The sequence below is a fragment of the Usitatibacter rugosus genome, from assembly GCF_013003965.1.
GTDB lineage: Bacteria > Pseudomonadota > Gammaproteobacteria > Burkholderiales > Usitatibacteraceae > Usitatibacter > Usitatibacter rugosus.
The window spans coordinates 1,034,900-1,046,917 of the sequence record NZ_CP053069.1; the positions used below are offsets into that span (position 1 = coordinate 1,034,900).

A 12,018-nucleotide genomic window follows, 5' to 3' on the forward strand; every position below is an offset into this window, starting at 1 on the left:
ACCGGCGCGATGCTGCTCACGCGCGTCCTCACGGCGCTCGCCCTCATGCCGGCGGTCCTCGGCATGCTGATCTTCGCGCCGCGCGGCTGGTGGTCGCTCTTCGCGATGCTCTTCGCCGCCTTCGCATCCTGGGAGTGGTCGCGCCTCTGCGGCTTCCAGGCCCTCGCGCAGCGCGCCTGGCTCGCCTTCTCCGCCTCGATCGGCGCCGCGCTCTTCACGCTCTACGTGGTCTCGCCGCTCAACCTCTACCCGATGGTCGCGCAGGGCCTGCTGTGGGCCGCCGCGGCGTTCTGGCTCTTCGCGGTGCCCTGGTGGCTCAAGGAGAAGCTGCGGCCGCCGCCGTGGGTCCTGGGGCTCGCCGGCTGGCTCGTGGTGTGGCCGTTCTGGATCGCGCTGGTGGATCTGCGCGACCGCAGCAAGTGGCTGCTGCTGGCCATCGCGCTCATCGTGTGGATCGCCGACATCGCCGCCTACTTCGCCGGGCGCAAGTTCGGCAAGCGCAAGCTCGCCCCGGCCATCAGCCCCGGCAAGTCGTGGGAGGGCGTGTACGGAGCGCTCACCGGCGTGCTGATCTACGGCGTCATCCTGCTCGTCTGGTCGTCGGGCGCCGCGCCCACGGCCTGGTGGATCGTCTTCCTGGCCGCGATGGTGCTGCTCACCGCGGTGAGCGTGCTGGGCGACCTCTTCGAGTCGTGGATGAAGCGCGGAGCGGGCGTGAAGGACTCGAGCAATCTCCTGCCCGGCCACGGCGGCGTGCTCGACCGTGTCGATGCGCTCACTTCAACGCTACCGGTCGCGGCCCTGCTGGTCTCGCTCAAAGGGACCCTCGGGTGAAGCGCCTCACGATCCTCGGCTCCACCGGCTCGATCGGCGCCAACACGCTCGATGTCGTGGCGCGCCATCCGGGCCGCTATGCCGTGGAAGCGCTCGCCGCGGCGAAGAGCGACACCAAGCTGCTCGCGCAGTGCCTCGAGCACAAGCCGCGCTACGCGGTGCTGGTCGATGCCGCCGCCGCGGAGCGCCTGCAGGCCGCGTTGAAGGCGAAGGGCAGCGATACGCAGGTCCTGCAAGGCGCGCAAGCGCTGGAGCGCGTGGCGACCCTGCCGGAAGTCGGCGCCGTCATGGCCGCCATCGTCGGCGCCGCGGGCCTGCCCGCCACGCTCGCCGCGGCGCGCGCCGGCAAGGACGTGCTGCTCGCCAACAAGGAAGCGCTGGTGATGTCGGGCGCGCTCTTCATGCGCGCCGTCGCCGAGGGTGGGGCGCGCCTCTTCCCCGTGGACAGCGAGCATTCGGCGATCTTCCAGTCGCTGCCCGACGACTTCCAGTGCGGGCGGGCGGGCGAGGTCGAGCGCTCGGGCATCCGCCGCATCCTGCTCACCGCCTCGGGCGGGCCGTTCCGCACCACGCCGCTCGATCGCCTCGCGCGCGTGACGCCCGACCAGGCCTGCGCCCATCCCAACTGGGTGATGGGCCGCAAGATCTCCGTCGATTCGGCCACGATGATGAACAAGGGCCTCGAGGTGATCGAGGCGCACTGGCTCTTCGGCGCCCCGCTGGAAAAGATCGAGGTCGTGGTCCACCCGCAGAGCGTGATCCACTCGATGGTCGAGTACCGCGACGGCTCGGTGATGGCGCAGCTGGGCCAGCCCGACATGCGCACGCCCATCGCCTGCGCGCTCGCATGGCCGGAGCGCATCGAGGCCGGCGTCGAGCCGCTCGATTTCACGACGCTCGGCAAGCTCGAGTTCGAGCGCCTCGACACGCAGCGCTTCCCCTGCGTGCGCCTCTGCCAGGAAGCGATCCGCAGCGGCGGCACGGCCCCGGCCGTGTTGAACGCCGCAAACGAGGTCGCCGTGGACGCTTTTCTCGAGGGCCGCATGGGCTACACCGACATCGCGCGAATCATCGAGAACGTTCTCGGCGAGATCGATGTCGAAGGGCTCGATACCCTGGAAAGGGTATACGCTGCGGACGTGGAGGCACGGGCTCTCGCCTCGCGCTACGTGGCGCGCCTCCCCCAGGTTTCCCGGTCCAGCCCATGAGCACCGCTCTCACCTACCTCTTCTCGTTCCTCGCCACCGTCGCCATCCTCGTGGTCTTCCACGAGCTCGGCCACTACTGGGCGGCGCGCATCTGCAAGGTGAAGATCCTCAAGTTCTCCGTGGGCTTTGGCCGCGTGCTCTGGTCGCGCCGCGTCGGCCCCGACCAGACGGAATGGGCGATCGCCGCGGTCCCGCTGGGTGGCTACGTGAAGATGCTGGACGAGCGCGAGGAAGACGTCGCCGCGAAGGACCTGCCGCGCGCCTTCAACCGCCAGAGCGTGTGGCGCCGCATCTTCATCGTCGGCGCCGGCCCCGTGGCGAACTTCGTGCTCGCGATCCTCTTCTTCTGGCTGCTCTTCGTGACCGGCGTGCCGGGCGAGAAGCCCGTGACCGCCGAGCCCGTCCGCAATACGCCCGCGGCCCTGGCCGGCATCGCCAACGGCGACACGTTCGTCGCCATCAACGACGAGCCGGTGCAGACGTGGGGCGACGTGAACTGGCGCCTGCTCAAGGAGGCGGTCAATCGCAGCAAGGTGCGCGTCGAGGTCATCGAGGCCTCCGGCCGCCGCGGCTACCGCACGCTGGACCTCTCGGGCACCACCGCCGACGATGTGGACGGCTCGCTCCTCAACAAGCTGGGCCTGCGGCCCTACGTGCTGCGCTCGCCGGCGGTGTTGGGCAGCGTCCTCCCGGATCGCGCGGGCGCCCGCGCCGGCCTGCAGCCCGGCGACCGCGTCGTCGGCGTGAACGGCACACCCGTGGCCACGTGGGTCGAATTCACCACCATCGTGCGGGCCAACGCCGAGAAGCCGCTCAAGCTCGACGTGGAGCGCCGTGGAGCGCGCCTGGAGATCACCGCCACCCCCGATGCCGACGGCAAGGGCAAGAGCCGCATCGGCCTGCTGGGCGTGGGCGTGAGCGAGGAGCTGAAGCGGGAAGCCGCGAGCATGCGCACCACCGTCTCGTACGACGCGCTCACGGCCCTGCCCAAGGCCGCCTACAAGGTCTGGGACCTCTCCGTCTTCAGCCTGAAGCTGCTGTGGCGGATGATCACGGGCGAGGTGTCCTGGAAGAATCTCTCGGGGCCGATCACCATCGCGGACTACGCGGGACAGTCGGCCCAGGCGGGCTGGGTCACGTTCCTCACCTTCCTCGCCTTCGTGAGCGTGAGCCTCGGCGTGCTCAACCTCCTCCCGATACCCCTGCTGGATGGGGGTCACCTAGTGTATTATTTCGCCGAAATCGTGAAGGGTAGTCCGGTCTCCGAACGCACGATGGAAATCGGCCAGCGTGTAGGGCTCGCGCTCCTCCTGGGCCTCACGTTCTTCGCTTTCTACAACGACATCAATCGATTGTTCACCGGTTGACCGAAGACTCCCCTTGATGCGTTCCCGGCTTCTCGCTCTCCTCCTCACTCTCGCCGGAACGCTCGCAGCAGCGCTCCCCGCGTTCGCCATCCAGCCGTTCGTGATCAAGGACATCCGCGTGGAGGGTGTCCAGCGCACGGAAGCGGGGACGGTGTTCACCTATCTGCCCGTGAAGGTCGGCGACAGGATCGACGACGACAAGGCCTCGGCCGCCGTGAAGGCGCTCTATGCCACGGGCTTCTACCAGGACGTGCGCCTCGAGGCCGACGGCGACATCCTCATCGTCTTCGTGCAGGAGCGCCCGGCCATCGCGTCCATCGACGTGGACGGCGCCAAGGAATTCACGAAGGAAAACCTGAAGGACGGCCTGAAGCAGGCCGGCATCTCGGAAGCGAAGATCTACGACAAGTCGCTGCTCGACCGCGCCGAGAAGGAATTGAAGCGCCAGTACACGAGCCGCGGCTTCTACGGCGCCGAGGTCAAGACCACGGTCACGCCGCTTGAGCGTAACCGCGTGGCGCTGCGCTTCGACATCGTCGAGGGCTCGGTCACCAAGATCTTCGACATCAACATCATCGGGGCCAAGGACTTCACCGAGAAGCAGCTGCTGCGCGAGATGAAGCTGCGCACGCCCGGCTGGTTCACGTGGTTCACGAAGGACGACCAGTACTCCAAGCAGCAGCTCACCGCCGACCTGGAGAGCCTGCGCTCGTTCTACCTCAACCGCGGCTACGTCGAGTTCAACATCGAGTCCACGCAGGTCTCGATCACGCCCGACCGCGAGCAGATCTACATCGCGATCGTGATCACCGAGGGCCCGGTCTACCGCATCGGCACCACCAAGTTCGGCGGCGAGCTCATCGTGAACGAGCCGGAGCTGCGCTCGCTGGTCACGGTGCTGCCGAACGACGTCTTCTCGCGCGAGAAGATCGTCGAATCCACCAAGCGCATCACCGACCGCCTCGGCAACGACGGCTACTCCTTCGCCAACGTGAACCCGGTGCCGGAGCTGGACCGCGAGAAGCGCCTCGCCTCGTTCACGTTCTACGTCGACCCGGGCCGGCGCGTGTACGTCCGCCGCGTGAACGTCGCCGGCAACCAGAAGACGCAGGACGAAGTCGTGCGCAGGGAGATGCGCCAGCTCGAGAGCTCGTGGTATTCGCTCGAGAAGATCGCGCGGTCGAAGGAGCGCCTGCAGCGCACCGGCTACTTCCAGGACGTGAACATCGAGACGCCGGCCGTCCCCGGCACCGGCGACCAGGTCGACGTGAACGTGAACGTCACCGAGCGCAATACCGGCCAGCTCAACTTCGGCGTGGGCTACTCCGAGGCCGAAGGCCTCACCATCCAGGCGTCGGTCTCGCAGGCCAACATCCTCGGCACCGGCAACCTGCTCGCCTTCCAGGTCAACAACGGCGACGTGAACAAGGTCTACTCGCTCACGTACATGAACCCGTACTGGACGCCGGATGGCGTCTCGCGAGGCTTCGACTTCTTCCGCCGCGACGTCGACACGAACACCCTGTCGGTGGCCGACTACCGCACGTACTCCACCGGCGTGGGCATGCGCTTCGGCATCCCGGTCACGGAATACGACGGCGTGAACCTCGGCATCACCTTCGAGAACACCAAGCTCGCGATCGACGAATTCAGCCCCATCCGCTACCAGCAATTCGTCGCCGAGTTCGGCGAGAAGACCAATACGCTCCGCACCAACCTCGGCTTCGCCCGCGACACGCGAGACAGCCTCGTGTGGCCGACCAAGGGCTGGCTGAACGAGATCGGCGTCGAGGTCGGCATCCCGCCGGGCGACCTCCTGTACTACCGCGCCAACTACCAGAGCCAGTGGTTCTACACGAACGAGCGCTTCCTCCCCTGGCTCACGCTGATGCTGAACGGCGAAATCGGCTACGCCGACGGCTACAGCGGCAAGCCGCTGCCGTTCTTCAAGAACTTCTACGCCGGCGGCGTGGGCTCCGTGCGCGGCTTCGAGACCGCGTCCCTGGGCCCGCGCGACCTGAGCGGCGACGTGCTGGGCGGCGACCGCCGCCTGGTCGGCAACATCGAGCTGCTCTTCCCGATGCCCGGCAACAAGGAAAAGAACGTCCGCCTCGCCACCTTCATGGACTTCGGCAACGTCTGGGGGCCGGCGCAAAAGGTGTCGTTCAGCGACCTCCGCGCTTCCGTCGGCATTGCGGTAAGCTGGGATTCGCCGGTGGGGCCGCTGCGGTTTTCCATCGCCACACCGATCAAGAAAGAGGAAGGCGACAAGGTGGAACGGTTCCAATTCCAGCTTGGCCGCGTGTTCTAAAGACTAAGGCGAAAGGCGTCCTCCGCAGATGAACGCAGATACACGCCGATAAAACCTTGAGAGCTTCAATCGTGAATTCAATGGCAGCCTCCGAAACGAAGATGAACCCGCCCAGATTCGCCTTTTATCGGCGTTTATCTGCGTTTATCTGCGGAGGGAGCCTTTTGCTTTTGATGTCCGCCGCGAGTGCGGCCGACATCAAGGTTGGCTTCGTGAACACCGAGCGTGTGTTCCGCGAAGCGGCGCCCGCCAAGCGCGCGCAGCAGAACCTCGAGCGCGAATTCGCCACCCGCAACCAGGAGCTCGCCAAGCTGGAGAAGCAGGGCCGCGACCTGCAGACGGATCTCGAACGCGAAACGGTGACGCTCACCGATGCCGCGCGCCGCGAGAAGGAGCGCGTGCTGGCCGACATCAGCCGCAATTTCCAGCGCCTGCAGCGCGAGATCCGCGAGGACCTCAACCTGAGAAGGAACCAGGAGCTGGCCGGCGTCCAGGAGCGCGCGACGCGCGTCATCAACCAGATCGCCGAGCAGGAGAAGTTCGACCTCGTCGTGCAGGAAGCGGTGTTCGCGAGCACCCGCATCGACATCACGGACAAGGTCATTCGCGCTCTGTCCGACAAGTGAGCCGTGGCCGAGGCGCTCACCTTCAGCCTGCGGGAAATCGTCTCCGAGCTCGGGGGTGAAGCCGTGGGCGAATCCGCCCAGCGCCTCACCGGCGTCGCGACCATCGAATCCGCCGGTCCCACGCAGCTCGCCTTCCTCGCCAACCTCAAGTACCGCGCCCAGCTCGAGCGCACGCGCGCCGGCGCCGTGATCCTCGGCCCGGACGAGCGTGACGCGACTCCGCTGCCGCGCATCGTGACGCCGAACCCGTATGCGTACTACGCGCGGGCCGTCGCACTCTTCAACCCGCCACCGCCCGTGAAGGCCGGCCGGCACCCGACGGCGCAGGTCGACCCCGAGGCCATCGTCGCTGCGAGCGCGGAGATCGGCCCGTATGCGGTGGTCGGCCACGGCGCGCGCATCGGCGAGCGCACCTCGATCGGTGCCACCTGCGTCATCGGCGCCAACGTGCGCATCGGCGACGACACGCGGCTCTATCCGCGCGTCACCATCTACAACGACTGCACGATCGGCGACCGCACCATCCTGCATTCCGGCGTGGTGATCGGCGCGGACGGCTTCGGCATGGCGCCGGACCAGGGCCGCTGGGTGAAGATCCCCCAGGTGGGCGCGGTGCGCATCGGCGATGACGTCGAGGTCGGCGCCAACACCACCATCGACCGCGGGGCGCTCGACGACACCGTGATCGAGGACGGCTGCAAGTTGGACAACCAGATCCAGATCGGCCACAACTGCGTGGTGGGCGAGCACACCGTGATCGCGGGCTGCGTGGGCATCGCGGGCAGTGCGCGCATCGGCAAGCGCTGCCGCATCGGCGGGGCCGCGGGCATCTCGGGGCACCTCGAGATCTGCGACAACGTCACCATCTCGGCGATGACGCTGGTCACCAAGTCGATCAAGAAACCGGGCGTCTACACTTCGGCGCTGCCGATGATGCCGCACGACGAGTGGCTGCGGTGGGCGGTCCACGCGCGGCGCGACGCCAAAGGGGAAAAATCGTGAGCGCCATGGGCATCGAGGAGATCAAGAAATACCTCCCGCACCGCTACCCGTTCCTGCTGATCGACCGCGTGATCGACTTCGAGAAGGACAAGCGCATCGTCGCGCAGAAGAACGTCACCATCAACGAGCCGTTCTTCCAGGGCCACTTCCCGCACTACGCGGTGATGCCGGGCGTGCTGATCGTGGAGGCGATGGCGCAGGCTGCCGCCGTGCTGTCGCTGCGCTCGCTGGGCCAGGAGAACGACGGCAAGAGCGTCTACTACTTCGTCGGCATCGACGGGGCTCGCTTCAAGAAGCCCGTCGTCCCCGGCGACACCATCACCTTCGAGGTGGAGCAGATCGCCGTGAAGCGCGGGATGGCGAAGTTCCGCGCGGTCGCCAAGGTGGACGGCGTGATCGCGTCCGAAGCAGAGCTTCTTTGCGCGTTGAGGCCGCTCGAGTGATGCGAGGGAAAGGCTTTGGAACCGCCGATCCCCGCCGATCCTTCGCCGATCTCCGCCGATGAAAATCATGAAGGAATTTCGTTAGAGATGCGCCACAGTTTTGTACAAGAACAAACCCCTGCATCATTGATCGGCGGGAATCGGCGCTCCATCGGCGGGGATCGGCGGTTCCAAAGCCTTTTGCACCCGTGAGCCACGTTCATCCCACTGCGATTGTCGATCCGAAGGCGAAGCTCGCTAGCAACGTCAGCGTCGGTCCGTACTCAGTCATCGACGGGGACGTGGAGATCGGCGAGGGCACCACGATCGGCGCCCATTGCGTGATCACCGGCCACACGAAGATCGGCCGCGACAACCGCCTGTTCCATTTCTGCTCGATCGGCGAGGCGAACCAGGACAAGAAGTACCAGGGCGAGCCGACGAAGCTCGTGATCGGCGATCGCAACACCATCCGCGAGTACGTCTCGATCAACCGCGGCACGGTGCAGGACCAGGGTGTCACCACCGTGGGCGACGACAACTGGATCATGGCGTACGCCCACGTGGCGCACGACTGCATCATCGGCAACCGCGCGACCATCGCCAACTGCACGCAGCTCGCGGGCCACGTGCATATCGGCGACTGGGCGACGCTGGGCGGCTTCACGGGCGTGCACCAGTACGTGAAGATCGGCGCGCACGTGATGACGGGCGTTTCGAGCGTCGTGCTGCAGGACATCCCGCCGTACGTGATGGTCGGCGGCAATCCGCTCGCGCCCTTCGGCATCAACGCCGAAGGCCTGAAGCGCCGCGACTTCAGGCCCGAGGCGATCCCCGAGCTCAAGACCGCGTACAAGACGCTCTACAAATCGGGGCTGCTGCTCGCCGAAGCGAAGGTGGAGCTGGCCAAACACGCCGAGCGTGTGCCCGAGGTGCGGGCTCTCGTCGACTTCCTCGCATCCTCCACGCGCGGCATCGTCCGGTGAGCGGCCGGCGCATCGGCATCGTGGCCGGCGAGGCCTCGGGCGACATGCTCGGGGCGGCGCTGATCCGCGCCGTGCGCGAGCGCGAGCCCGACGCGAAGTTCTACGGCATCGCGGGCCCCAAGATGATGGCCGAGGGCGCCGAGTCGCTCTTCCCGATGGAGAAGCTTTCGGTGAGCGGCTACGTGGAGGTGGTCCGCCACCTGCCGGAGCTGCTGGGCATCCGCAAGCAGTTGGCCAAGCGCTTCATCGAGGATCGCCCCGACGTCTTCATCGGCGTCGATGCGCCCGACTTCAACCTCGGCCTCGAGACCAAGTTGCGCTCGAAGGGCATCCGCACGGTGCACTACATCAGCCCGTCCATCTGGGCGTGGCGCGCCGAGCGCATCCACAAGATCAAGCGGGCCGTCGACCACATGCTCGCCGTGTTTCCCTTCGAGGAAGCGATCTACCAGAAGGCGGGCATTCCGGTCACCTATGTCGGCCATCCCCTCGCCGACGAGATGCCGCTCAATCCGGACCGCGACGGCGCCCGCTCGCAGCTGCGCCTCGCCAAGGCCGGCCCCGCGGTGGCGATGCTGCCCGGCAGCCGCATGAAGGAGCTGGTCGCCCACTCCGACCTCATGATCCAGACGGCGCGCATCCTGCACAAGGAGCGCCCGGACCTTCGCTTCTTCATTCCGCTGGCGACTCGCGAGACGCGCGACTATTTCGAGACGCGCCTCTACGCGCTCGAGGCCCACGAGCTGCCGATCACCATCCTCTTCGGCCACGCGCGCCTGGCGCTGAACGCGGCCGACGTGGCGCTGGTGGCGAGCGGCACCGCCACGCTGGAGGCGGCGCTCGCGCGCTGCCCGATGGTCATCACCTACCGCGTGCCCAGGCTCACCTACTGGCTGATGATGCGCAAGGCCATCCTGCCGTACGTCGGCCTGCCCAACATCCTCGCCGGCGAGTTCATCGTGCCGGAGCTGCTCCAGGAGGACGCCACGCCGCAGAACCTGGCGCAGGCGCTCGGCAACTGGCTCGACAACAAGGACGCCCGCGCGATGCTGCGCGAGCGCTTCGCGGCGATGCACGAGAGCCTCGCGCGCGGACACGACGAGCGCGTGGCGCAGGCGCTCCAACCTTTCCTCGCCCCGGGCGGATCGAACCATGCGAACGCGCAAGGAAACCATCTCGCTGCTCTGCGGGGTTGACGAGGCGGGCCGCGGCCCGCTCGCCGGCAGCGTCTTCGCCGCCGCGGTGATCCTCGATCCCGAGCGCCCGGTCGAGGGGTTGAACGACTCCAAGCTCCTGCCCGAGGAAGTGCGCGAGGAGCTCGCCCTCCTGATCAAGGACCGCGCGCGCTGCTGGGCGATCGCCTCGGCGAGCGTGGAGGAGATCGAGCGCATGAACATCCTGCGCGCGAGCCTCTACGCGATGCGCAGGGCCATCCTCGCGCTTTCGTGCCGTCCCATGGAGGTGTGCGTCGACGGCCTCCACAAGCCGCCCATCCGCATCAAGTGCCGCCCGGTCGTGAAGGCCGATCGCACGGTGCCCGAGGTCTCGGCTGCGTCGATCCTCGCCAAGACGGCCCGCGATGCGGAGATGCGGGAGATGGACACGCGCTTCCCCGGCTACGGCTTCGCGAACCACAAGGGCTACTCGACGCCCGAGCACATGCTGGCGCTGAAGGCGCTCGGCCCCTGCGCGATCCACCGCCGCTCGTTCGAGCCGGTGCGCCTGCTGCTGCAAGTCGATCTCCCGTTCTGAGATGAAGGCGGTCACCTCGCGCGACAACGCCGCCTTCAAGGCGATGGCGAAGCTCGCCGCGAGCACGTCTGAGAGGAAGCGCCGCGGCCTGACCGTGCTGGACGGGGCGCATCTCGTCGCGGCCTTCCTCGATTCCGGGCGCGAGGTGGATTCGCTGATGGTGTCGGCCCCCGCGCTGCAGCGCCCGGAGATCGAGCGCCTCGTGGACCGCGTGCCGGGCTCGCGCGTGACGGTGGTGAGCGAGGCGCTCTTCAAGGTGCTCTCGACCGTCGATTCCGCCACCGGCATGATCGCCGCCGCCGAAACGCCCGCGGGGCACTCCGTACCGCCCGATGCGGATCTCGTGCTGGTTCTCGAAGGCATCCAGGACCCGGGCAATGTCGGCACGCTGCTTCGCAGCGCCGCGGCCGCCGGAGCCGGCCATGCCGTGCTCTCGAAGGACTGCGCATTCGCCTGGTCGCTGAAGACGATCCGCGCCGCGATGGGCGCGCACTTCGCGTTGAACATCATCGAGGGCATCGATCTCGTCGCGTTCCTCGAGAGCTTCCGCGGCACGGCCGTGGCGCTCACCGGCGAATCGAAGCGATCGCTGTACGACGTGGACCTTCGCGGCCCCGTCGCCCTGCTGGTGGGAAATGAAGGCTCGGGCCTCACGCCCGAGGTGCGCGGCCACGCGACGTTCACGGCGAGCATCCCGATGCCCGGTAAGATGGAATCGCTGAACGCCGGCGTCGCCGGATCCCTTGCGCTTTTCGAGGCGGTCCGCCAGCGCCGATCGCGCTAACGAAACCGGACCGACCGCATGGCCGCAGCCCCGCGCTCCTTCAAGTACTACGAGTTCGTGATGGTCGCCTTCGTGACCCTCCTCGTGTGCTCCAACCTGATCGGCCCCGCGAAGATCGCGCAGGTGGACTTCCCGGTCGTGGGTCTCCTCACCTTCGGCGCGGGCGTGCTCTTCTTCCCGATCTCGTACGTGTTCGGCGACGTGCTCACGGAGGTGTACGGCTACGCGCGCTCGCGCCGCGTGATCTGGGCCGGCTTCGCCGCGCTGGGCTTCGCCTCCTTCATGGCCTGGGCCGTCGTGGCGCTGCCGCCGGCGCCGTTCTGGAAGAACCAGGAGGCCTACGAGATCGCCTTCGGGCAGGCGTGGCGCATCGCCGCGGCCTCGATGTTCGCGTACTTCTGCGGCGAGTTCGTGAACTCCTTCGTGCTCGCCAAGATGAAGATCCTCACGGCGGGGCGCTGGCTGTGGACCCGCACCATCGGCTCCACGATCTTCGGCGAGGCGGTGGACTCGTCGCTGTTCTACCCGCTCGCCTTCTACGGCACCGGGATCATCCCGGACGACAAGCTGCCGCTGGTGATGCTGTCGCAATTCGTCGCGAAAGTGAGTGTCGAAGTCCTGTTCACCCCGGTCACCTATTTCCTCGTCGGCTGGCTGAAGCGCAGCGAGGGGGTCGACCACTACGACCGCGACACCCAGTTCACGCCGTTCACGCTCAAGATCTAG

At 67.3% G+C, this 12,018-nt stretch carries 12 protein-coding genes; all 12 read left to right on the plus strand.

The window, feature by feature from the left end:
* The first annotated feature begins 9 nt into the window (after nucleotides 1–9).
* The 12 genes from DSM104443_RS05280 (at nucleotide 10) to DSM104443_RS05335 (ending at nucleotide 12,018) form a co-directional block, all read left to right on the plus strand.
* Entirely contained in the window at nucleotides 10–834 is an 825-nt protein-coding gene (locus tag DSM104443_RS05280; protein ID WP_171090154.1) for a phosphatidate cytidylyltransferase, read from the plus strand.
* Nucleotides 831–2,042, plus strand: a complete 1,212-nt coding sequence (gene ispC / locus DSM104443_RS05285) for a 1-deoxy-D-xylulose-5-phosphate reductoisomerase (protein WP_171090156.1) — start codon at nucleotides 831–833, stop codon at nucleotides 2,040–2,042. The genes DSM104443_RS05280 and ispC overlap by 4 nt, the downstream gene beginning before the upstream one ends.
* Nucleotides 2,039–3,409, plus strand: coding sequence for an RIP metalloprotease RseP (rseP, locus tag DSM104443_RS05290; RefSeq protein WP_171090158.1), 1,371 nt, complete (start codon nucleotides 2,039–2,041; stop codon nucleotides 3,407–3,409). Before ispC ends, rseP begins: the two co-directional genes overlap by 4 nt.
* Nucleotides 3,410–3,425: 16 nt before the next feature.
* Nucleotides 3,426–5,720: an outer membrane protein assembly factor BamA gene (gene bamA, locus DSM104443_RS05295; protein WP_171090160.1), complete on the plus strand. Its 2,295-nt coding sequence runs from the start codon at nucleotides 3,426–3,428 to the stop codon at nucleotides 5,718–5,720.
* Between the two features lie 173 nt (nucleotides 5,721–5,893).
* Entirely contained in the window at nucleotides 5,894–6,346 is a 453-nt protein-coding gene (locus DSM104443_RS05300) for an OmpH/Skp family outer membrane protein (RefSeq protein WP_246232524.1), read from the plus strand.
* Nucleotides 6,347–6,349: 3 nt separating this feature from the next.
* Nucleotides 6,350–7,348, plus strand: coding sequence for a UDP-3-O-(3-hydroxymyristoyl)glucosamine N-acyltransferase (gene lpxD, locus DSM104443_RS05305; protein ID WP_212756953.1), 999 nt, complete (start codon nucleotides 6,350–6,352; stop codon nucleotides 7,346–7,348).
* Nucleotides 7,349–7,353: 5 nt separating this feature from the next.
* Nucleotides 7,354–7,791, plus strand: a complete 438-nt coding sequence (gene fabZ / locus DSM104443_RS05310; RefSeq protein ID WP_171096225.1) for a 3-hydroxyacyl-ACP dehydratase FabZ — start codon at nucleotides 7,354–7,356, stop codon at nucleotides 7,789–7,791.
* Between the two features lie 188 nt (nucleotides 7,792–7,979).
* A complete protein-coding gene (lpxA, locus tag DSM104443_RS05315) occupies nucleotides 7,980–8,756 on the plus strand; it encodes an acyl-ACP--UDP-N-acetylglucosamine O-acyltransferase (protein WP_171090162.1) in 777 nt (258 codons plus the stop codon).
* 44 nt (nucleotides 8,757–8,800) lie between these two features.
* A complete protein-coding gene (gene lpxB / locus DSM104443_RS05320) occupies nucleotides 8,801–9,952 on the plus strand; it encodes a lipid-A-disaccharide synthase (protein ID WP_171096227.1) in 1,152 nt (383 codons plus the stop codon).
* A complete protein-coding gene (gene rnhB / locus DSM104443_RS05325) occupies nucleotides 9,909–10,508 on the plus strand; it encodes a ribonuclease HII (protein WP_171090163.1) in 600 nt (199 codons plus the stop codon). The genes lpxB and rnhB overlap by 44 nt, the downstream gene beginning before the upstream one ends.
* A 1-nt stretch (nucleotide 10,509) precedes the next feature.
* Nucleotides 10,510–11,292: a TrmH family RNA methyltransferase gene (locus DSM104443_RS05330; protein ID WP_171090165.1), complete on the plus strand. Its 783-nt coding sequence runs from the start codon at nucleotides 10,510–10,512 to the stop codon at nucleotides 11,290–11,292.
* Between the two features lie 18 nt (nucleotides 11,293–11,310).
* Nucleotides 11,311–12,018, plus strand: a complete 708-nt coding sequence (locus DSM104443_RS05335) for a queuosine precursor transporter (protein ID WP_171090167.1) — start codon at nucleotides 11,311–11,313, stop codon at nucleotides 12,016–12,018.